Raw genomic sequence first — 21,286 nt, forward strand, 5'->3', positions numbered from 1 at the left:
GCCCTGGTGGGGCTTGCCGGGTGGGCGCCGCGTCGCGCCGCCGGCGTCCCTGGACGTTGCGGGATCGAGTCAGTTGGCGGCGATCTGTCCAACATAGGCCTGCCGGAGCAGGCCTGGTGCACCGTCGGTCAGACCGGGTGGTCGCGACGACGGCACGACCATGCGTGGTCGGGCGGTCGCGCGCGACTGCATTCCTGCAGGGGGATACGGATTCCTGCGGAAACGGAGGCCGTTGCGGAGGTCGTAACGGGCGCAATGGCGCATGCGCGTGGCCCGCCACCTGTCGCCCGGGAGTCGCATGCGCTGGCGATCGGCTCGCATCGCATGACAACACGTCCACGTGCCGGGTGCATCGTCGCCGCGCAGCCGTCCGCGGAATCCGCAAGCACCGGCCGCGCGCGAGGTCAGTGGGCAGGCGATGATGCCGGCTGGAACGACCGCGCCCCGCCCTGCCACAGCGCGAAGGCGTAGATGTCGGTCCAGACCGCGTCGAGCTGGCTGCGGCTCGAGCCCATGCCGTGGCCGGCGTCGAAATCGATCCGCAGCAGCACCGGTTCCGCGCTGGCGGTCGCCGCCGCCATGCGCGCCGCGTACTTGGCGCTGTGGAAGGTCGCCGCGCGGGGATCGTTGAGACCGGACACCACCAGCACGGCGGGATACGCCGCGCCGTCGCGGATGTTCTCGTACGGGTCCAGCTCGTACATGGTCTTGAACGAGCGCGCATCGGTGATCGGTCCGCCCCACTCCTCGATGTCGGCATAGTTCTGTTCGGCGACGTAGCGGATGGGATTCATGAAGCCGACGTTCGCGATGGCGCCACTGAACAGGTCCGGACGCTCGTTGAGGGCGCCGCCCAGCATCACGCCGCCGGCCGAGGTGCCGAGCAGGGTCAGGGTTGCGGGCGAGCCGACACGGTCGGCCACCAGCACCTCGGCGACGTCGATCGCATCGCGCCACGTGGTGGCCTTGGTCGCCGCCTTGCCGGCGTAATGCCAGTCACGGCCGAACTCGCCGCCTCCGCGCACGTTGGCGACGGCGTAGACCCCGCCGCGGTCGAGAAAGGCGAGCAGCCGCGCACTGAAGCGCGGCGACGCCGGATACCCGTAGGCGCCGTAGGCCTCGAGCAGCACCGGCGTGTTGCGGTCCGGCGTCGTGCCCTGCTTCATGACCAGCGTATAGGGCACCTCCACCCCGTCGCGGGCCACCGCACGGCCCCTGCGCGCCGTATACCCGGCGGTATCGAACGGCAGCGGCGGCACCAGCGCCAGGTCGTCGAGTCCGCTGCCGTCGGTGTCCAGCGCATACACCGTCAGCGGCGTGAACCAGCCGGTCATCGCCACCAGCACGCCGTCGCCGAGCAGATCGCCGTGCAGCCACGCCACTTGCCCGTCGAAGGGCAGCGCAACGCGCACCGGTGCGCCCGTCGCCGGCAGCCGCCACACGCCCGAAGCGGCACCTTCGAGCGTACGCACCAGCAGGCCGTCCGGCGTCGCCAGCATGGATTCGACGACCGGCGCACCGGGCAGTGACAGTTCGCGTGCCGACGCCAGCTCGGGCGCGGTCGCCGACGTCAGCAACACGCGGCCGCCGGATGCATCGCGCTTCGAGAGCAGGTACATGCGGTCGTCGCGCAGGACGACATCGACCACAACGTCGTCGAAACCCGCGACCGGCGTCCACACCGCGTCTCCGGTGCGCGCGGCCGCGGCCTCGGCGCGGTACACGGCGGCCTCGCTGCGGCCGTCGCGCACGATGGCCAGCGCGGTGTCGCTGCCGGCGTCGAACACCACGAGCAGGAACTGCCCAGGCGTGGCCACGATGCCCGCCTGCCCACGACGCGCGAGCACGATGTCCGGACCGTCGTCCTGCAGCCGGTGCAGACGTGGCTCGTTGGCGACGAAATAGCCGGGCGTTCCGGCTTCGCCGACGAACTTGAGATAGCTGAAGCTCCGGCTGTCGGCGGTCCAGCTCAGCCCCTGCGCATGCGGCACCTCCACGTCGAGCAGGGTCCCGGCGTCGACATCCATGACGCGGATCGTCGAATGCTCGGTGCCGCGCAGCGAGGTCTGCAGCAGCACATGCCGGCCGTCCGGCGCGGCCATCCAGCGGTCGAGCACCTGCTCGCCATCGCCGGGCAGCGTGCGCGGATCGAACAGCACACGCGTGCGCCCGTCGACGTCGCGCACCATCAGCTTGGTGTCCTGCTCGCCCGCCGCGCGGATCTCGTGGAACACGCGCCCGCCTGCCAGTTCTGCACTGCCCACGCTGGTCAACTCGCCCGAACGCGCGGCCACGTCGGCCAGCAGCGCCGCACGCCCCGGCAGGCGTGCGAACACGGCCTGCGCGTGGCCGCCCTGCGCCTTGAGCCACGGCAGCCAGTCGGGATCCTCGCCACTTTCCATCCAGCGATACGGGTCGACGACCGCGGTGCCGTAGTAATCGTCGGTCACCGGGACCACCTTCGCGGCGGGCGCCTGGGCCGAGGCGACAGCGAGCGGCGCGAGCGCCGCGATCAACAACGCGGCGCACCGCAGGCAGGTCGAGGACATCATGTTCTCCAGAGGGGCGGCGCGGACGCGCGGGGGTCGGGCTCCCTGCCTTGAACGCCAACGGGTCGTGGAAGCGGCCAGTGCAACGTGAAGCGGGCCCATTCACGCTGACGCTGCGCCGCCGCTCAGACGCGTCGCGCCGTGGCCGCCGGGTGCACGCGCGTCGAGCACCCGGCGCGAGGAGCGGCATGCATCGACGCCGCACCATGACGCATGCGTCGCGCGACTGCGCGCGGCCACACGCCCCTGGTGTCGGCGGTGCGCTGCGTTTCGTGCAGGTTGAAGCGTCGATGCAGCACGTAGGCCCGCAGCGCGAGGCCAATGGATGGACGGCGTTCTCCGTGTTCGGGTTCTGTTTCGTCTACTTGCGTCTCATGGACATGCGAACGCGAATGCAGGGGCGGACCCGTTGCGCGGGACCCCGGCGAAACCCGAGATCGCCGTTCGCGGCGCGCCAGACTCGCCGGCCTGCGACGCCGATGCACGCCACGCCCGGCGGTTCCAGGCAGGGGCGCCGGTCGATGTGCCGGCCCGTGTCCGCGCGGTCAATCGTCCTTCGCGAACCGGATCACCAGCCCGGCACGATCGTCCGTGGCCCAGATCGCACCGTCGTCAGCCACCGCCAGGCCGACCGGCGACCCCTGCGGACGCACGCCACGCGCGAGCCCCCAGCCCGGCGTCAACAGCACCGGGGTCGCGGCCGGACCGGCGCCGTAGGCGCGCATGCCCGCGCCGTACACCGGGAAACGCGGCTGCGGGTCCGGGGCCGGCACCCCGCGCGCGTCCACCGCGAAGCTCGCGATGCGGCCGCCGACCGAGCGATGACCGTGCCAGGTCATCAACAGCCGGCCCTGCAGTGCGGGAAACATCGCGCCGTCGTACCACAGCATGTCCAGCGGAGCCGCGTGCGGCGGCAGCAGCAGCGCCGGCGCGGTGTGCGCCGCGCTGCGGCACCAGTCCGCCTTGTCGCGCCATGCCGGTGCCGGCTGCGCGGTATCGAAACAATAGGGCCAGCCGTAGTGGCGATCGGCCTCGATGACGTTGAGTTCCTCGAACGGTGACCAGCGGCTGTCGAAGTCGTAGCTGTTCTCGCCCTGCACCACGGTGCCCGACGGGTGCACGGCCAGTGCCACCGAGTTGCGCAGACCGCGGGCGAAGACCGTGTACGCCGACGACCAGCGGCCGTCGCCTTCGTAGGCGTAGCGACGCAGGCTCGCGGCGTCCTCGTCGCCCTCGCTCTGTGCGCACAGACCGGCGGGCGTCCGCGCATCGGCACCCGTGCACTGGTCGCTCGGCGCGCCGACGTTGACCAGCAGATCGCCATCGGGCAGGAACACGAACTTCGACAGCGGATGGCGATGCGCGTGCAGGCGGTTGTCCGGCAGACCGGTGATCACCGCCTGCACGGTGTCGCCCGGCACCAGCGCAGCCGGGTCGAAGCGGACGATGCGGCTCATCTCGCCGACGTACACCGCGCCGTCCGGACCGCGTGCGATCGCATGCGGCAGGTCCAGGCCATCGAGCACGCGCTCGGCGCTCACGGCGCCATCGGGCCCGGTGCGCAGTCGCCACACCGCGCCGCGCGCGCCCTCCCAGGCGCCGAGGTCGGTGACCAGCCAGGTGTCCGCGTCGAGCTGCAGCAGCGAACGCGGCAGGCGCAGCGGGCGCGCGGGGTCCTGTGTGGTGGGGCCGATGACGAGCCCGGCGCACATGCCGCGCATCGTCTCGATCGCAAGGCGCGGGTAGCCGCCACAGGAGTTCCCGTCCAGCGTGTGGCGCTCACGCGCGGCGTACAGCATCAGCGGCAACAACCACAGCACACTCAGCGCGCCCAGGCGCAGACCAGTTCTCACGTCGATTCCCGCAGTCGGTGTGGCCGCATGATGCCGGCACCGCCGGCCCCGTGCACCCATGGCGTCAGCCATACGGCTCGCCGAGATTCCTCGCCGCTTGCTGCATCTGCACCCTATGCGACGACCCGCTCACCGTTGCGGCTTGTGGTCCGCGCACCGTGCTTGTCACCATGGCGCATCGCCCCGGGAGATTCCATGTCCGCACCTCGCACGCTGCTGTTCGCCCTGCTGGTTTCCGCCATCCTGCTGCCTGCCCATGCGCAGATGCCGTCTTCGCGCGACATCGCCGACCACTGCGCGGACGCCGCCCGCGCGACGCCCACGACCGTGCGACCGGCCAGCGGCCTCTACATTCTCGAGCGCTTCGAGTCTTTCGACGACGAGACCGCGGAGCCGGTGCCCTCGCCGCTCGCACCCGAAGACGCGCTGGATCCGGCAGCACTCGGACAGGTGGCGTTGTCGACGCTGGCGCACACGATCGCCCGCGACATCGAGGCCGAGCTGGAAGCCGCATCGCGTCTGAGCTGGATCGAACTGGACGCGGATGCGCGCACTGCCGTCGTCGTCGGCACCTCGGCCACAGGCGAACGCCGTGCGACGTTCACCCCCGACTTCAACTGCCTGCGCCCCGACGACGGGGAGACCCCCGCGATGCGCGTGACCGGCGTCGCCTCGGACCGGTTCGCACTGCAGATCCGTGCGTTCACGACCCATCGACTGACCTGGCGCCGCGTGGATGCCGACAGCGCGGAACTCGAGGACATCCGCCGCGCGCGTGCGGACGTCGAGGACGTGACCGGCGCTTCCTAAGTGCAGGCGTCGCACCCGGCGACGCGGCGTGGCGGCTCCGCGACAACAGGCATGCGGCGGTTTCTGCGCATCGACGCCCCCGGCCGCTGGCTCACCGCGCAGCTGGATCGCGCCTGCCGGTGAACGCGAACATCAGCCGTCAGCGGCCGCGTCGCCCGGTCCCGGCTTACCGCGCGATCTGCACACGTTCGTTCCCACCGCGCGCCGACGCGAACACCGCATCGAGCACGCGCATGTCGTGCAGCCCATCCTCGCCCGGCGCGCGTGGCGGCCGGCTTTCGAGGATGGCCAGCGCATCCTGGTCCATCTGTTCGGCCTGCATGCGCGGGCGCTCACCGAGCTGCGCGGTGAAACGCGTGCCGTCACTCGCACGGCCCACGTTGCCGTCGTAGGACTGGAACGGCGACAGTTCGTACCAGCCGCGCTCGCAATCGACGTGCAGTGTGTTGAGGTTGCGGCCGAAGCTGGTGACGCACTGGGCCACGATGTCGTCGGGAAATTCCAGCGTGAAGCGCATCGTTTCGTCGACGTCCCGGAAGATCTCGCGGCGCGCGGTCTCGTCCCAGGCGCGCACCGCCACCGGCTCGAGCCCGGTGCTGTAGCGCGCGGCGTTCACGCAGTAGACGCCCATGTCGTACATCGCGCCGCCGCCACGCGCCGGATCGAGCCGCCAGGCCTCGTCCGCGCCCTGCCGCCAGCCGAACCAGCCGGCATCGGCGCGCAGTTGCACGATGTTGCCGAACGGGCGCTCCCGGGCCATTTCGATGAAACGCCGCGTGTTCGGCTCATGTTGCATGCGATAGCCGATGGCGAGTTGCACGCGGTTGTCGCGGCAGGCCTGGATCATCGCCTCGCCTTCGCTGGCGTCCATCGCCATCGGCTTCTCGCACCAGACGTGCTTGCCGGCATTGGCCGCGATCAGCGTCTGCGGCTTGTGCAGATGGTTCGGCGTGACGATATAGACGACGTCGATGTCGGGGTTGTCGGCGATGCGGTGGAAATCGTCGTAGCTGTAGACGTTGGCATCGGGAATGCCGTACGTCTCCTGCCACACCGGCACCTTCTCCGGTGACCCTGTGACCACGCCGGCGAGGCGGCAATGGCGGGTGAGCTGCAGCGCGGGCGCGAGCAGATCGCGGCTGTAGCCTCCCAGACCGACGAGCGCGACACCGAGGCGACGCGTGGGCGGCGTGGCCGCGAAGCTGCGCGGCAGCATCGCCGCGGCGCCGGCGAGCACCATCGACTGCAGCACGCGGCGGCGTGAGATTCCGTTCGACCAGCGGGTCGGGTCCATGGCGCCTCCATCGGATGGATGTCCGCCGATCGTAGCAGCGCATCCAGAGCGCACCTGCACGCCATGTGCAGGTCCATGTACGCGGCGACTTCTGCGTCGGCAGTCCGCAGGCTATCGTTCGAGCCCGCACGCAACCATCAACGCGCAGCACACGTGTAGGAGCGCGCTCGCGCGCGATGAAGCGTTCCCCCGAATGCCGAGTCGCGCGCCAGCGCGCTCGTAGGGATTTCGCGGGGAACAGTCGAATGCGCGCGGGCACGTGCGTGGCCGCAAACCGCGTCCACGTCCTTCAACCGCGCTGGCAGTCCACCTCGACCTGCGACACCGCCGCACCATCAACCACGCAACTGCCGTCGGGCGCGCCCTGGGAGTCAAGGCCCCGCGCGCCATCGTCCTCGTCGCGGAAGTCGGCCGCAATGCGCGTCACCTCGTCCTCGATCTCGAAGAACGCGTCGAGCACCACCGGATCGAAGGCCGTGCCGCGCAGTTGTCGCATCATCGTCATCGCCTGGGCGTGCGGGAACGGCTGCTTGTAGCAGCGGCGGTTGACCAGCGCGTCGTAGACGTCGGCGACCGCCATGATGCGGCCCGACAGCGGAATCGCGTCGCGCGCCAGGCCGGCCGGATAGCCGGACCCGTCCCACTTCTCGTGGTGCGTGGCGGCGATCTCGGCGGCAACGGACAGGAAGTTGTCGCCCTCGATGTGCTGGGACGTGCTGAGTATGATCCGGCGGCCGAACTCGGCATGCCGGCGCATGATCACCCACTCATCCTCGGTCAGCGAGCCGGGCTTGAGCAGGATGTGGTCGGGCACACCGACCTTGCCGATGTCGTGCAGCGGCGCGGACAGGAACAGCAGGTGGATGTGCTCGTCGGTCAGGATGTCGGCGTACCGGCCGGTATCGCGCAGACGCGTCGCGATCGCGCGCACGTAGTGCTGGGTGCGCTTGATGTGCGCGCCGGTCTCGGGATCGCGCGTTTCGGCGACCGCCGACATCGATTCGATCGTGACCTGTCGGGCGTTTTCGAGCTGCTTGCGCCAGCGTCGTGCGTGGCGGTGCTGCATCGCGTACCGGATCGCGAAGGCCACCGCCAGCACCGTCGTCGCCACCAGCGCGGGCACCGCGACGGGCAGGACCCACCCTGCGTACACGAACCCGGCGAGCGCCAGCGCGCCCAGCGCGAGCACGATGCCGAGGGTCGCGATGCCCAGCGTCGAGAGGCTGCGCCCGGCGAGGAGCAGACCGCCCTGCGCCGCCGCGATCAACAGGCCCACCAGCAGCGCCGCGATGCCGCCCCACGCCGGCGCGCGCAGCGTGCGATCGTCGAGGATGTTCTGCACGAGCACCGCCTGGGCTTTGGCGCCCGAGAACGCAGGGCTCATCGTCGTCCGGTGCCGATCCGCGAGTCCCACCGCCGACGACCCGATGATGACCACCTTGTCGCGCAGGGCCTGCGGCGCAGTTCGCCCGGCGAGCACCTCCACCGCTGCGATCCCCGGATACCGTGCCGGCACACCCTCGAAGCGCAGCAACGCACGCCCCCTGCGATCGATCGGCACCACGTGCGACCCGATCACGATCGACGGGCCGTCGCGGCCGTCGACCACGCGCCCCGACGACGCGCCCAGCGCCTGCATCGTCGTCGCCAGCGCCAGGCTCGGATGCACCACGCCGCGATATTCGACCAGCAATGGGAGGCGCCGCATCAGGCCGTCGTCGTCGACGCCCATGTTGACGAAGCCGCTGGCCCGGGTCTGCGAGGCGATCGGCGCGACGTTGTCGAGCACCCCGTGCGCGCGGTCGAGCGTCAGCGCGTCCAGCGCGCCGTCGAAGCCCACCCCGGGTCGCGCCGGTGCGCGCTCGCCGGTGACGTGGTCGAAATAGAAATAGCGCGCCCCGACCACGCCGGCCTCCGCCATCGCGTGGCCGAGATACCCATCGTTGTCCAGCAGGCCGTCGGGCACACCGGTGATCGCCACGTCGATGCCGAAATCGCGCTGGAAGGTCTTCTGGATGTCGGCCAGCGACACCCGGTCCGCCTCCGGCAGCAGGATGTCCAGCGCGATCGCCGCCGGGCGATCCGCCGCGATGCGCTCCACCAGTGCCGCGAGCCGGTAGCGCGGCCACGGCCACTGGCCGACGGCCGACAGGCTCACATCGTCGATGTCCACGACCACGGCGTCGGGCGCCGGCACGCCGCTCGCCGTGGCCCGCATCAGGCCGTCGAGCACGGCGTTGTCGAGCCGCTCGACCGGCGCCACGCGCAGCAGGCCGCCGATGCCGACCGCGACCGCGACCAGCACGCCGGCCACCAGCACACACAGGCCCTGACGCCGCAACGCAATATCCGCCGGCGGGGGCAGAGGCACGCGTGTGCCTACCCCGGGCATCGGGCATGCCCGCGACGCGTCGGCACGCGCGTGGCCGAGTCCCTCACAGGATCAGGATCTCCGCGCGCCGGTTGCGCGGCTCGGGCACGCCCGGCGCCGTCGGCACCAGCGGCGACTTGTCGCCGAACCAGTCGATCTGCACGGGAAGTTCCGGATCGATCTTGCGAAGCATCGCCGCAACGGCCCGCGCGCGTTCGGCCGAGAGCGAGAGGTTGTACGCCGGCGCGCCGGCGGAGTCCGCATAGCCGAACACGGTCACCTCGGTCGGCAACCGGCTGCGCACCGCGGCCAGCACGTCGGGCAGCATCTGCCTGGATTCCGGCGTCAGCTCCATGCTGTCGAACAGGAAATTCAATACGAAACTCAGCGGCGGCTCGGGCTGCGCGTCGAGCAGCGCGCGATGCCGCGCCTCGAAGGCGTCGCGCGTGTCGGGCTGGACTTGCATGGGCGCAGTCGACGCGTCGGCCTCGACGCGGCCATACGCCTGGTCGAGCCGCTGCTGCCCGTGCGCGTTGCCCACCAGCACCGCGCCCACCTGGCCGCCCCGGTCGGGCAGCAAGGTCACGCGTGTGGGGGCGGCGGAACAGGCCGACAGCAGCGCCGCCGCACACAGCAGTGCGAGCGCGCGCCACGGGCTGCGCCCGTGAAGGGCCGCCATCTCAGCCCGCCTCGATCAGGAAGCGCGTGCCGCGTACGCCCACCGTGGCCTGCGGCGTCTCCACCTTCACCGCCTCCGGCGCCAGCCGGCCGATCTTGCCGGACTCGTAGATCGCCGAGCCCTGGTTCATGTACAGCGAGAACGCATACCGACCCGCCTTCGGCTCGAAGACGTAGTCGCGCACATGCACGTCCGCGCCGCCGCCGAGGGTGAGCATGGTGCCGTCCCGGAACACGATCGAGGCCGTCGCACCCGGCGCGGTCACGATGCGGTCGGAAACGCGCAGCTGCGTGCCGGCCGCTGCCGCGCGCGAGGCATCCGCCTGGACGATGCTGACGCTGCCCGCCACGCCCTTGACCAGCGCCACGTGCAGATCCGACGCCACCACCGGCGAGGCAGCACACGCCAGCCATGCGGCGACCAGTAGACCCAGTCTCTTGAACATCGGTGTTCCCCTGTTGTGTGAATCCCTGTCGCCGCATAGCACCCGGCGCGTCAGGGTCGCATGAGGACATGCGGATCCCGGTCGAGCGGGCCCATGGACCGTTAGCGGCCGCTGCGCGGAAAGCTGCAGCCCGCGATTCGCCAGATCGTGCACAGGGGCGAGACATGGCTCCGCGCGAATGACGACGACGCCGCGTACACGCCAGACGGACCGCGGCCATGGCTAGAATACGCGCGGTTGTCGGCGCTCCAGCCCTCACCGTTTCGCAGGGGGCGAAGATGAAGCTGGTGTTTCCCAACGGCGAGCATGGCCAGGTCCTGCTGAGCGCAGGCGTCAACCGTATCGGCACCACGCCGACCCACGCGGTGGTGCTGACTGGCAGCGACATACGCCCCCTCCACTGCGAGATCCACATCACCGATGCCGGTGCGAACCTGCAGGTGCCCCAGGGCGGCGGCGCGGTGTCGGTCAACGGCAGACCCGTGTCCGACATCATGGCGCTGCGCAGTGGCGACCAGATCGACATCGGCACCGTCGTCGCGACGTTCACTCCGCTCGAACCCGCGCACGCCGTGTCGCCCTCGGACGTGGTCCACGATGACGACGACCTCGGCGCCACCCGCGTGCGCATGGCGGTGCCCCGGTTCGTGCTGCGCGGGGTATCCGGTGCGGTGTTCGGCAAGGTCTTCCCGGTCGCGGGCCCGGTGGTCATCGGCCGCGCGCCGGAATGCGACATCACCGTGAACGCCGAAGAGATCTCCCGCCGTCACGCACTGGTCAAGCCGGTCGGCGACGGGCTGTCGGTCGAGGATCTCGAATCGTCCAACGGCACCTACATCAACACCCGGCGCGTGCAGCACGGCTTCCTCGCCCCGGGCGACGAACTCCGCCTCGACGCCGTGCGCTTCCTGCTGATCGCACCCGGCATGGAGACGTCGCAGCAGGCGCTTCGCGCTGCGCCTGCAGGTGCGGAACCGCCGATACGTGCTGCGCGCAGGCGATGGGTCCCGATCGTGCTGACCGCCGCGGCGGTGCTGCTCGCCGCGGCCTTCATGCTGGTCCCGGGCTGAGATGCGGCCTCGCATTCGGATGCGAGGATGCGGGTCACCCCGGCGGTAGACCGGTGAGCGCGGCACGATCCGTGCGCGCGCACCGCCGCGAGGTCACCACGCCGCCGCGCGATGAAGACTCCGCAACGCGATACATCGCTGACGTCAGGCTGAGGGCGGACGCCGACATGCATCGCGCACTCTGCCCACGTGAGCCGTTCGTGCCCACCCTGCGGCGCCAGCACCGCTATCCTGTGGCGTCCCTCCAACGCGCCGACCCCATGACCCATCGCCTGCTTCGCCACGTGGCCCTGCTGTCCGTCCTGCTGCTCGCCGCCTGCGGCGGCCCGCCGCCCTACACCGGGGGCGATGTGAAGGAGCTGCAGCGCATCGACGTGACCGCAGGCGAAGGCGATCCGGCGGTCGCCGGGGACGCAGTCAGCGTCCACTACACCGGCTGGCTCTACGACGAGACCGCGCCCGACAAGCGCGGTGAAAAGTTCGACAGTTCCGTCGATCGTGGCCAGCCCTTCGTGTTCGAGCTCGGCGCGGGCCGCGTCATCCGCGGCTGGGACGAGGGCGTGACCGGCATGCGGCCGGGCGGCACGCGGGAGCTGCATATCCCCGCCTGGCTCGGCTACGGCAGCAACGGCGCGGGCCGGACCATTCCGCCCAACGCGTCGCTGGTGTTCGAGGTGCAGTTGCTGGAGATCCGGAAGTAACGCGACGGCCGACGGCCGTGCGGGAGCGCACCGCATGCGGCGTCCTCGTACGTCGCCCAATGACGGCAGCGAACCGCTCCGGCAGCGCCGGCGCCACTCAGTACGGCGGCGCCTTGCGCGTCTTCTGCAGGCGCGCAGCCTCGCTCCACCAGGTCAGGTCGTCGGCAAAACGGGCGAAGCTCGTGTCGAGCGCCTCGCCGGCCTCGCCGATAGGACGTCCCTGCGCATCGAGCGTCTTTGCGATCGGCCCGACGTTCACGGTGCTGGAGATCACCACCATGCCCATCTCCGACAGTGTGCCGTGCCAGGCGAGACCCGCCCGCGCGCCGGCCAGACGTCCGGCCGAGTAGCTGATCACGCCGGCAGGCCGCCAGAACCATTCCTCCAGGAAATGGTCTGTGAGGTTCTTCAGCCCCGGCTGCACGCCCCAGTTGTACTCGCCGGCTACGAACACGAAGCCGTCGGCATCGCGGATCTTGCCGGCCAGCGCCGCCATTGCCTCGGGCGCCTCGCCCTGCGGGTATTCCTTGTACATCCGGTCCAGCATCGGCAGGTCGACCGCCTTGGCGTCGACGAGTTCGGCCTCGATGCCACGCGACCGCAGCGTGCGCACGACGTAGTCGGCCAGGCGGATGCCCAGGCGATCCGCGCGATAGGAGCCGTAGAACACCAGGATGCGTTCGGACATGGCAGTGCCCTCGAAGCGAAGACGGACGATTCGGTGCTGGATGATGGCATCGACGGCCGGTTACCGCGTGGCCGCGTCCGACGCTGCGGGACTGCCCGAAACGGCGCGACACGCACGACCCGCGTCTCCGGGGATCTCGTCCCGGGCCCCTGCCCGCTCGCACGCATGCATGCATGTTGCCGAGCCTCGCGCGCAGCGTGTCCTCGCTGCGTTCGCCCGCCGTCAGCGCTTGCGGAAGACCACCACGTGCTGCCACGGCAGGGTATCGGCGGTGCGCTCCCACACCAGCGGATGCAATGCCGCCTCGCGGCGGATCTGTGCTTCGCTCATCGTGTGCAGCGGCTTGATCGGCACGGCGTCGTCCCCTGCCCGGTATTCGACGAACACCAGGCGGCCGCCGGGCCGCAGCGCCTGCACCAACGCGCCGAGCACCTCGTGCGGATATTCCAGCTCGTGATAGACATCGACCATCAACGCGAGATCCACGGATTCGGGTGACAGGCCAGGATCGGACACGCTGGCCTGCACCGGCACGAGGGTGTCGAGCCCCGGCTGCGCAGCCGCCTCTTCGAGCATCGCCACCATCTGCGGCTGCACGTCCACCGCATAGATGACGCCGCCCGGCGCCACCAGCGGCGCCATCCGGCGCGCGTAGTACCCCGTCCCCGCCCCCACGTCGGCCACCGCCATCCCCGGGGTCAGCGCCAGTTCCTGCAACAGCACGCTTCCGCGCTCCTCACGCTCGCGTTCCTCGCGCTCCAGCCACGCGGCGCCCTGCCAGCCCATCACCGCCGAGATCTCGCGCCCCTGATAGGTCTTGCCGATGCCGTCCGCACTCGGCGGTACGGCGCCGTAGATCGGCCCCCCTTCAACCGTCTGCGTGGCCGCCGGGATGGCGGGCACCGGCGCGGACGGCGGTTTGGAACAGGCCGTGCCGACACACAGCAGCAGCCCGAAGATTGCAACGGGTGGGAATGTGCGCATGGGTGCGTCCTGTCGTCCGAGGCAAGGAAAGCCCGAGCCTAGACCCAGGGCCGAGGCTGCCGGGTGATGCGCAGATCACCTGCCGTGCTGGCTGGCGCGGCGCCTGCGTCAGGCGAACACGGTGCCACCTCATGTACCGAGGAACGCCCGATGGTGCCGGGAAGGGGCGGCGCACCGGACACGGCCCCATCCCGGACGGGACGCACGTGGCCAGCACTCGTTCTGCACGCCGAAATTCGAAGGCTGCACTCTTCCGCACGACCGGAGCGGGCCCGGTGTCGAAAACCGGCCGCGTGCTTCGTCGATGGAAGAACACCCCCCAACCCAACCGAGGCACCGCCATGCACGCCACCACGATGCTCTGGACCGGCCGCGTCCTGACCGGCCTGTTCGCGACTTTCATGCTGGGCGCATCCATCGCACCCAAGCTGCTCGGCATGCCGGTTGCCGAGGCCACGCTGGCCCAGCTCGGCTGGCCTGCCGGCTATGCCGTCACCATCGGCCTGATCGAGATTGCCTGCCTGGCCCTGTATCTGGCTCCGCGCACCCGGGTATTCGGGGCCGTGCTGATGATGGGCCTGCTCGGCGGCGCAATGGCCACACAGCTGCGAGCCGAAACCCCGTTGTTCAGCCACATTCTTTTCAGCCTCTATCTCGGGCTGCTGATGTGGGGCGGCCTCTGGCTGCGCGATGCGCAGCTCCGGGCGATGTTTCCGGTTGTCCGGGGGGCGATGCATTCGGGCTGACACGCCTCGAAGGAGACCACGTTACCGCTGGCCCTGCTGTCCTGCTGATGCAGGTCCCCGCCCCAGCCCCGTCCGCCCCTCAGTCGCGCCTGAGACGGCGCGCGGCCTCGACCGCCGTCTGCAGAACGCGGACATAGTCCGTCTTGGCGGCCGGGGCCTGCGCCGCGACGTTCTCCAGCCCCTCGACATACGCCGCCACCAGTGCAGGCGCGTTGTACTGGTCGGCCAGCTCGCCCATCGAATGGGCCACGGCATCGTTCAAGTGCCAATGCACGTTGACGCCCTTCTGGGCCTCATTGGCCAGGTCGACGACGCGCAGCAGATGCGGCGTCACCAGACCGACAACGGTCGTTCGCATTCCTTCAACCCTCCTTCGCAACCGGGGAAGGCTAACCAAACCGGCCAGGAATTGCTGCACCCGGGGAATGCGGCGCGGGCGCCGCTGTCCCGTTGATCGACGTCACAACTGCCGTTGCAGCGCGATGAGCGCGGTCTGCAGACGCGTGCGGTCTTCGGGGTCCTGCACCTGCTGTTCGACCGTGTGCTGGATGCGCAGCGCGTGCCGCTTCAGCGGGTCACGGTGTTCGGCCTCCGGCGTGGCGTCGGCCAGCGCGGCGAGCGACCAGCGCAGGCGCTCGAGCACCACGACGTTGTCGCGTGCCGCATGCCGGATCTGGTCGAACGCGTCATCCAGCAGATCCCCGAACACGGGGTGCCGGGTCTCGATCCAGGCCACCCCGTCGCGTTCGCATCCATCGAACCGCAGATCCTGCGTCACCGCATGCCGCAGCACGGCCGTGCACGCATCGATGCACATCACCGCGGTCGTCGTGTCGTTGATGCCAGGCGACAGCGCCCGCAGTGCGACATCCACGAGCTGGCGAATGCCGAAGTCGATGTCCTGCTCCAACGTGCGCTGACGCCCGATCGACCAGCACCGGGCGAGGGCGTCGTCGAGGCCGTCGGGCACCGTGGGCGTCGCGGAGAGCAGGCGATCGCCTGCGAGCAGGTAGTCGCCGACCCGCGGATGGACCTTGAGCCGGACCCCGTGCGCACGGGCGAGCGCACCCAGCCGGTCGTAATCGACGAACTGCAGATAGCCGCCCTTCGTCACGTGGCACGCCGCGTGCCACGTCGTATCGGGGGACGCGGGCAGCCTGACGGCGTCGCACCGGAAGCGGTGCGGGAACAGCCGGTCGATCGCCTCGAACGTATCGCCGCGCACCGCATCGATGATCCGCGACGCCTGGATGGACTGCGCAATGTGGTGGATGAAGAACACCAGCACCCCGATACCGCCGAAGCCGAGCAGCAGTCCGCCCAGCACAGCCACCGACGGGATGAACGCCGATTCGCCCTCCCCGTGGATCGAGCGCAGCACCACCAGGCAGTAGGCGAAGATGCCGACGAAAATGCCGAGCACGCTCTGGTTGGCGCGGTCGGCCATGAAGTTTCTCAACACGCGCGAGCTGTACTGGCTCGAGGCAAGCGACAACGCCACCAGCGTGATCGAGAACACCGTGCCGGCCACGGTGATCATCGAGCCCGCCACCGCATCGAGCATGCTGCGCGACGCGCTGGCACCGGCACCGAAGACCCGTGGCCAACGCTCCAGCGCGCCGGACGCGACGAAGCGGGAATCGGCCTCGATGGCCGCGAACGCCAGTATCACCGCGGCGCTCACGATCAGCGTCGGCAGAAACCAGAAGGTCGCGCGCACGCGGTACCAGAGGCGGAAGATGCGATCCATGGACGCGCCGGCGATGAAGTGCCTGGAGCATAGGCATCGGGCGGTGAGCTGCATGTATGCCGGTGCGCCGCCGACGCGAAGACCGGACGCAATCCAGCACTGCGCGCCGAACGCGAGCGGTCGACATCGCAACGCGCATCAGCGCCGACCTCAGGCGCGGTGAACCACCACCACGCGAATGAAGCGCCGCCGCCGCGTCATTCCGCCAGGCGCGCACGCATCCGCTGCAGCGCCGCGCCATCGCCGGCTTGGTCCGTGGCGATCACGCTGATCGTGCCGTCGGTTTCCAGCACCACGGCGTCGATCCCTGCAACCGCGCCGCCACCCGCCTGGCGGATCGCGGCATGGATCTCCTCTTCGGTGATGCGCACCCGGCGCATCGTCTGCGTCAGCAGGCGGCCACGGTGCAGCACCAGCGTGGGCTCACCGGTGACCGCGCGTTTGAGCCACGCCCAGCGCACGCTGCTCCACGTCACCACGAACTGCAACGCGATCAGCAGCGTCAGCGCGACCGTGCCTTCCACCAGGCTCACGCTGCTGTCGAGCAAGATGGTGGCCAGCGTCGACCCCAGTGCCACCGTGACCACGAAATCGAACGCGTTCATCTTCGACAACGTGCGCTTGCCCGACACGCGCAACAACGCGACGAGCGCCGCATACGCCAGCACGCCGATCACCAGGGTGCGGCGCACGTCGCCCCAGGCATGAAAGATGAGGTCGTCCATCTGCGTCTCCTGTACGGGGTCGACGACCAGCGTGCACTGCGGCCTGCCTGCATGGCATGAGCAAGGGGTGCGCGGCGACCGCGTGCTTGGACGACACCGCCTTCCCACAACGAGGGCGGCGGCGCATCGAGGATCACCCCGGTTGCGCCCCGTGAAGCGAGTCCGAGTCGAGTGCGCGGGGCGCACGCGCGCAGACACGCGTGCCTGCTTCGGGCGAAGGCTGGAATCAGGCGCCAGGACGCTGCGCGATCAGCGCGCATCGAGCGCATCACCGACAGGCGGATGCGCGGCCGTTCAAAGACGAAGTCGTCACCGAGCCACGCGTCAGATCTTGCGCCTGCGGGACAATGCGCCGACGGGCATCGGCGGCGAGCCCCTGATCGGGAGCGCGCACGCCGACCCCACGCGCCTCAGATCAAGCCGTCGCGCCAGGGCCCGGTGATCGCGACCGTGAAGCCCGGCGTGTAGACGTTCGCGAACAGCCAGCGGCCGTCCGGCGAGAAGCAGGCACCGGCCCACTCCGCGCCGCGATAATCGCCGGTGAACCCGCCCTGCCCTTCGAGCACCACATCGCTGCGGCAGAACTCGAACAGGCCGCCTGCGCCGGTCATGCCGTAGAGCCGCTGCACCGGCTGCGCCGAGTCCTCGCAGATCACCAGGCCACCGCGCGGGCTCAGCACCACGTTGTCGGGATAGTCGAGCACCTGCGGGTCCGGCGATTCGAACACCAGCTCCAGCGTCTCCGCAGCAGGCGCGTAGGCCCAGACCTGACCGCAACCGGCATCGCCGCCGTTGGTGGACGTGAAGAACACCCGGCCGTCGCCGTAGATGCAGCCTTCGAGCCGGGTGAACACCGAACCGCCGCCGGCGACGCCCTGGGCCACGACGCCCTCGTCGCGCGTCGGGCTGTCGCTGTCGGCGCCCTGGTCCGGATGCTCGATCTCCACCCAGCGCACCTTCAGACGCTCGCCCTGCCTGCGACCACGGCGCAGATCCGGCGCGCCCTCCGCGGCGAGCATCTGCAGACGGCCGCCGCGCAGCAGTTCACCCGGTACTGCGGGCAGCATCCGGTAGAAACCGGCACGGCGGTGACCGTCTTCGGTGAGATAGACGATGCCGGTGGACGGATCCACAGTGGCGGCTTCGTGCTTGAAACGGCCCATCGCGACGATCGGCTCGGCAGTGGACAGCCCGTCGGCCGGCACTTCGAACACATAGCCGTGCGACTGCTGCATCGTGTGCGCCGCGCCGTCCACCTGCAGCACCTGCCCACGCGTGAGCACGATCTCCTCGCACGACAGCCACGTGCCCCACGGCGTCACGCCGCCCGCGCAATTGACCAGCGTGCCGGACAGCGACGGACGCGCCTCCAGAAGACGCCCCGCCGCGGTATCGAAGCGCAGCGTGGTCGTGCCGCCCGCGCAGTCGGCATCCCAGGTCGCGCCGGCGGGCGTGAAGCTGCCGCGCGTCTCGCCGCCGATCTCGTGGTTGCGCACCAGCGTGACCACGTCCCCGTCCGCGCGCACCACGCCCATGCCGTCGTGCTTGCCCGGACACGCGATGTCCCCGGCCAGTGCCTCACCGGCCCAGCCGAACGTGGTGTAGCGGAAGCCTTCCGGCAACCGCAGCAGCGGCAGGCCGGTGTTGAGATCGTGCACCGGCTGCAAGGGCCCGTAGCCGGCGTGTACCTGTGTGGAACTGCCGGCGCGCGCCAGCAGCTGCCCCACCGGCGAAAGCCCCACACCGGCCAGGCCCAGTCCGAATCCGGCCGCCTTGAGCAGGCGGCGGCGGGCGATCAATGGGGTGTCGGTGTCCATCGGGTCTCCTGGCCAGGCACAGTGCGCGCGAACGGCGCAGCGTACGCGGCGTGTGTGGCAGGAAGACGACCGGATTCACGACGAGCGGCGAGTGGGCCGCCGCTGTGCTTCGAACACGCGTACCAACGCGCCAACGGAACGTGCGGTCGCTACGTGGCCGCCGCAGCGTCGCCGAATCGAGCTACCGTTTCTTTGTACCGGGCAGAACGCCGGCCACTGTGCCGGCGATCGAAAGCAGCAGCGCGCCAAGAATGATCGGCAGCCGGTACCGGGCCATGAAGGCGTCCGAGATCGTCTTTCCACAGTCGTAGCCAACGGCGAATTCGTCCGTCTCGGGGCAACCGGTGACTGCCACAACGATCGATGACAACAGCAGCGCCGACACGGCGATCAGCGCGAACCAGAGCAGGCCGAACAGAACGCGTCGCATCCATCCTCCGAGGTGATCGATTTGATTCGGATGTCCCCATCCGGCGCTTGTCGCATGGCCCGAACGTCGCATATGCCAGCGCCCTGCGCAACGCGACATGCCGGCAAAACCCGGAACGTTCGACGTCGCCAACCCTGTGTCCGGCGTCGTGCATGGAGGGGCCTCGAGCGGCGTCGGCGTCGGCGTCGGCGTCGGCGGCTCCGGGTCAGCCGTCAGCCACCAGCACCTTTCGTGCGCTTCGAAGACAGGCGCGTTGCTCTCGGACATCCCGTCGCGATAACGCACCTCATAGCTTGCGTCGCCAGGCTCGATGTCGAGCGGCAAGGGCACTGGATCGACCTGGCCGCCGGCATCCACGTGATGGAACGCGCCGCCCTTGTAGTGCAGGTTGAAACCGGCCTATGCGCCGCCGCGCACCAGCACCTCGCGCGGAACGTCGCCATCGTCGGTCGAGTTCAACTCGGCCACACGCACCAGCGGGGCAGTGAATGCCGCACGTGTGGCCTCGTCGGCAGCGAACGCCGGAAGGACCCCGTCGAACGTGGACGCCGGATAGGCCAGCGATGGCACGGTCGCCAAGGTCGACGCCTGCGACGCCTTGACCTGCAGCCCGCCAGTGCCCGCAGCGTTCCATTTTCTCCAGTCACCATAGGTGATCACCCGCAAGGTCTTCGCCTGGCCAACGTGACCGAAGTGCATGACACAGTGCCCGTCGCTGCTGCAGGCCTCCGTCTCCGGAAGTACGCTGCAAACCTCGGCCCGGCCGCCGACATTGGTCCAGCACTCGGGATCGCGGAGAGGACGCCATCCAGCACCCAGCAGCTCCGTACGTGCAGAGGCGTAGCTCGCCGGCAACGCGAACGCTGCCGCGGCCTGCCTGTCACCTTCTAAATCAACCGGCGCGCGGTCAGCGTGTTGCACGGCGACCTGCGGCGTCGCGGAAAGTGGATGGGCACCCGAATCCGGCACCGGCTGCTGGCACGCCGACAACACAGTGAGAGCGACTGGAAACATGGATCGAAATTGCCGCATCTGAGCCTCGCCTACGGAAGACAGCACTGTGTGTGGCGCTGTGGCCAGGACATTCAAACGCCCGGGGTTGTCCAGCCTGCCGCCCGGGCGACGGTCCCACAAGCATCGGTTCTGAGCCTGCTCCTGGGAGGATCGGAGAGTATTGCGTAAGATTTTCCTGCCTTCGGGGGCGGAAACGTTTCCCTCCGGAAGCAGGGACAGCGCACCGGCGACCGAAGACACACGCGGAGCTGCGCCAGGTTCACTGTTCCGAGGCCACATCCGGCTTGATGCTGATGCCCCGCCTCGCCTGGCTCGCGCTCGATGCCGATCCGGCGCGCCGCGCCGCCACCTGGCGCCGTCTGTTGGACGAAGCGCTGACCGAACAGCAACTCGACGCGATCCGGCAGTCCCTGCAACAGCAACGCGCCTGGAGCCGCGACGACCTCCGCGCGATGGTCGACGCCAAGACCAGCCGCTTTGCAGGCAACGCCCCGCACATCGGCCCCCAAAGCGGGACAAGTGAACCTGGCACCGTGATTTCTCGTCCCTGTGACTGGCCCGCGTCGCTTCTACGCGCCCCCCAATAACTGAACCTGTCACCGCGCTCGTACGGTTCGATCCCGCCAGGTCAGCGCATCGCAGAACGCCTGCACATCAGCGAGCGCGACGCGAACCTCCCAACCCCGACGCCCAGTGTTCGGACCACCCGTCCCGAATCAATCCCCGCCTCGCTCGCGCGTCGCCGCCACGAACGCAGCATCCCCCCAGTACCGCTCGAAATCGCGGTCGCGGCGGAACTGCTCCGCAGGCTTCCCCAGCCGCGCGGCCGCCGCCACGTGTCGCAGCATCCGCGCCCGGTCGCCCTGCAGCGCGTGGTAGCAGGCGAGGTTGTAGAGCAGCGTTGCGTTGGTGTGCGCGTCGGGGTCGAAGCGCGGGCCGACGAGGGTGGCCATCACCGCATCGACCAGCGCCGCGTCCTGCGGGCGGTGCACGGCCACCGCCAGCGTCTGGCTGGCGATCACGTTGATGATGTACGCGGTGGAAGCAATGACCGTTCGAAACGGTGTGCCATCGACCTGACCCCGCCCCCGCGAGACCACGACGGAGAGCACCATGCCTCAGGTGCGCCCCAACTGCGAGTGGTGCGGCTGCGCCCTGCCGGTGGATGCGCCCGGGGAGGTGATCTGCATCTTCGGGTGCACCTTCTGCGATGCGTGCGTGCGGCAGGTGCTGCAGCGAAACCGCGACTCGGCGTAAGCTCGCCCGTCAAGCAGAAACTTCAGACATATAATTTCTGGCGTGGATTGAGCGGCACTGGGCAAGCGTCATTCCGCCGAGCGAGTCATGAGAAGACACTGCA

The 21,286-nt window shown here is 69.8% G+C and carries 21 protein-coding genes; 6 read left to right on the forward strand and 15 right to left on the reverse strand.

Features of this window, described 5'->3' with window-relative positions; all coding sequences use genetic code 11:
- Positions 1–404 precede the first annotated feature (404 nt).
- Positions 405–2,549 (reverse strand): prolyl oligopeptidase family serine peptidase, encoded by a 2,145-nt coding sequence (locus tag ACF3M1_RS09780; RefSeq protein ID WP_394000166.1) that lies wholly within the window; start codon positions 2,547–2,549, stop codon positions 405–407.
- 545 nt (positions 2,550–3,094) lie between these two features.
- On the reverse strand, positions 3,095–4,402 hold the full coding sequence (locus tag ACF3M1_RS09785) for a PQQ-dependent sugar dehydrogenase (RefSeq protein WP_394000168.1): 1,308 nt from the start codon (positions 4,400–4,402) through the stop codon (positions 3,095–3,097).
- Positions 4,403–4,597: 195 nt separating this feature from the next.
- Between ACF3M1_RS09785 and ACF3M1_RS09790 the strand changes: the two genes are divergently transcribed.
- The gene (locus tag ACF3M1_RS09790; RefSeq protein WP_394000170.1) at positions 4,598–5,212 is read left to right on the forward strand and encodes a hypothetical protein; all 615 of its coding nucleotides are present in this window, start codon (positions 4,598–4,600) and stop codon (positions 5,210–5,212) included.
- Between the two features lie 166 nt (positions 5,213–5,378).
- On the opposite strand, the gene ACF3M1_RS09795 is transcribed toward ACF3M1_RS09790, so the two are convergent.
- From ACF3M1_RS09795 to ACF3M1_RS09810, 4 genes are all read right to left on the reverse strand, one after another.
- Positions 5,379–6,506 carry a Gfo/Idh/MocA family protein gene (locus tag ACF3M1_RS09795; protein WP_394000172.1) on the reverse strand — a complete coding sequence of 376 codons (1,128 nt, stop codon included), beginning with the start codon at positions 6,504–6,506 and terminating at the stop codon, positions 5,379–5,381.
- A 289-nt stretch (positions 6,507–6,795) separates the two neighbouring features.
- Positions 6,796–8,877, reverse strand: coding sequence for a CHASE2 domain-containing protein (locus ACF3M1_RS09800; RefSeq protein ID WP_394000174.1), 2,082 nt, complete (start codon positions 8,875–8,877; stop codon positions 6,796–6,798).
- A 64-nt stretch (positions 8,878–8,941) separates the two neighbouring features.
- Positions 8,942–9,556: an OmpA family protein gene (locus tag ACF3M1_RS09805; protein ID WP_394000176.1), complete on the reverse strand. Its 615-nt coding sequence runs from the start codon at positions 9,554–9,556 to the stop codon at positions 8,942–8,944.
- A 1-nt stretch (position 9,557) separates the two neighbouring features.
- On the reverse strand, positions 9,558–10,001 hold the full coding sequence (locus tag ACF3M1_RS09810) for a FecR domain-containing protein (protein WP_394000178.1): 444 nt from the start codon (positions 9,999–10,001) through the stop codon (positions 9,558–9,560).
- A gap of 278 nt (positions 10,002–10,279) precedes the next feature.
- Between ACF3M1_RS09810 and ACF3M1_RS09815 the strand changes: the two genes are divergently transcribed.
- The gene (locus ACF3M1_RS09815; RefSeq protein WP_394000180.1) at positions 10,280–11,071 is read left to right on the forward strand and encodes an FHA domain-containing protein; all 792 of its coding nucleotides are present in this window, start codon (positions 10,280–10,282) and stop codon (positions 11,069–11,071) included.
- A 260-nt stretch (positions 11,072–11,331) separates the two neighbouring features.
- A complete protein-coding gene (locus tag ACF3M1_RS09820) occupies positions 11,332–11,772 on the forward strand; it encodes an FKBP-type peptidyl-prolyl cis-trans isomerase (RefSeq protein WP_394000182.1) in 441 nt (146 codons plus the stop codon).
- Positions 11,773–11,869: 97 nt separating this feature from the next.
- On the opposite strand, the gene ACF3M1_RS09825 is transcribed toward ACF3M1_RS09820, so the two are convergent.
- Positions 11,870–12,460: an NADPH-dependent FMN reductase gene (locus ACF3M1_RS09825; protein WP_394000183.1), complete on the reverse strand. Its 591-nt coding sequence runs from the start codon at positions 12,458–12,460 to the stop codon at positions 11,870–11,872.
- Between the two features lie 222 nt (positions 12,461–12,682).
- On the reverse strand, positions 12,683–13,444 hold the full coding sequence (locus ACF3M1_RS09830; RefSeq protein WP_394000185.1) for a class I SAM-dependent methyltransferase: 762 nt from the start codon (positions 13,442–13,444) through the stop codon (positions 12,683–12,685).
- A 341-nt stretch (positions 13,445–13,785) separates the two neighbouring features.
- On the opposite strand from ACF3M1_RS09830, the gene ACF3M1_RS09835 reads away from it, so the two are divergent.
- The gene (locus tag ACF3M1_RS09835; protein ID WP_394000186.1) at positions 13,786–14,190 is read left to right on the forward strand and encodes a DoxX family protein; all 405 of its coding nucleotides are present in this window, start codon (positions 13,786–13,788) and stop codon (positions 14,188–14,190) included.
- Between the two features lie 79 nt (positions 14,191–14,269).
- Here ACF3M1_RS09835 and ACF3M1_RS09840 read toward each other — a convergent pair whose 3' ends face one another.
- The 6 genes from ACF3M1_RS09840 to ACF3M1_RS09865 all read right to left on the reverse strand — a co-directional run bounded on the left by ACF3M1_RS09840 (position 14,270) and on the right by ACF3M1_RS09865 (position 19,926).
- Positions 14,270–14,548: a hypothetical protein gene (locus ACF3M1_RS09840; protein WP_394000188.1), complete on the reverse strand. Its 279-nt coding sequence runs from the start codon at positions 14,546–14,548 to the stop codon at positions 14,270–14,272.
- Positions 14,549–14,650: 102 nt separating this feature from the next.
- A complete protein-coding gene (locus ACF3M1_RS09845; RefSeq protein ID WP_394000189.1) occupies positions 14,651–15,994 on the reverse strand; it encodes a DUF2254 domain-containing protein in 1,344 nt (447 codons plus the stop codon).
- A 143-nt stretch (positions 15,995–16,137) separates the two neighbouring features.
- The gene (locus ACF3M1_RS09850; RefSeq protein ID WP_394000191.1) at positions 16,138–16,665 is read right to left on the reverse strand and encodes a DUF421 domain-containing protein; all 528 of its coding nucleotides are present in this window, start codon (positions 16,663–16,665) and stop codon (positions 16,138–16,140) included.
- Positions 16,666–17,075: 410 nt separating this feature from the next.
- The gene (locus ACF3M1_RS09855) at positions 17,076–18,482 is read right to left on the reverse strand and encodes an alkaline phosphatase PhoX (protein WP_394000193.1); all 1,407 of its coding nucleotides are present in this window, start codon (positions 18,480–18,482) and stop codon (positions 17,076–17,078) included.
- A gap of 181 nt (positions 18,483–18,663) precedes the next feature.
- Positions 18,664–19,236, reverse strand: a complete 573-nt coding sequence (locus ACF3M1_RS09860) for a hypothetical protein (protein WP_394000195.1) — start codon at positions 19,234–19,236, stop codon at positions 18,664–18,666.
- A gap of 75 nt (positions 19,237–19,311) precedes the next feature.
- Complete coding sequence (locus ACF3M1_RS09865) at positions 19,312–19,926, reverse strand: hypothetical protein (protein ID WP_394000197.1); 615 nt, start codon at positions 19,924–19,926, stop codon at positions 19,312–19,314.
- Between the two features lie 287 nt (positions 19,927–20,213).
- Between ACF3M1_RS09865 and ACF3M1_RS09870 the strand changes: the two genes are divergently transcribed.
- Entirely contained in the window at positions 20,214–20,513 is a 300-nt protein-coding gene (locus ACF3M1_RS09870; protein ID WP_394000199.1) for a hypothetical protein, read from the forward strand.
- 129 nt (positions 20,514–20,642) lie between these two features.
- Here the strand turns inward: ACF3M1_RS09870 and ACF3M1_RS09875 are convergent, their stop codons facing one another.
- Positions 20,643–21,041 (reverse strand): TPR end-of-group domain-containing protein, encoded by a 399-nt coding sequence (locus ACF3M1_RS09875; protein ID WP_394000200.1) that lies wholly within the window; start codon positions 21,039–21,041, stop codon positions 20,643–20,645.
- On the opposite strand from ACF3M1_RS09875, the gene ACF3M1_RS09880 reads away from it, so the two are divergent.
- Positions 21,040–21,183, forward strand: coding sequence for a DUF1272 domain-containing protein (locus ACF3M1_RS09880; protein ID WP_394000202.1), 144 nt, complete (start codon positions 21,040–21,042; stop codon positions 21,181–21,183). The genes ACF3M1_RS09875 and ACF3M1_RS09880 overlap by 2 nt on opposite strands.
- Positions 21,184–21,286: the final 103 nt, after the last annotated feature.

The sequence above is a fragment of the Luteimonas sp. WGS1318 genome, assembly GCF_043187535.1.
GTDB lineage: Bacteria > Pseudomonadota > Gammaproteobacteria > Xanthomonadales > Xanthomonadaceae > Luteimonas.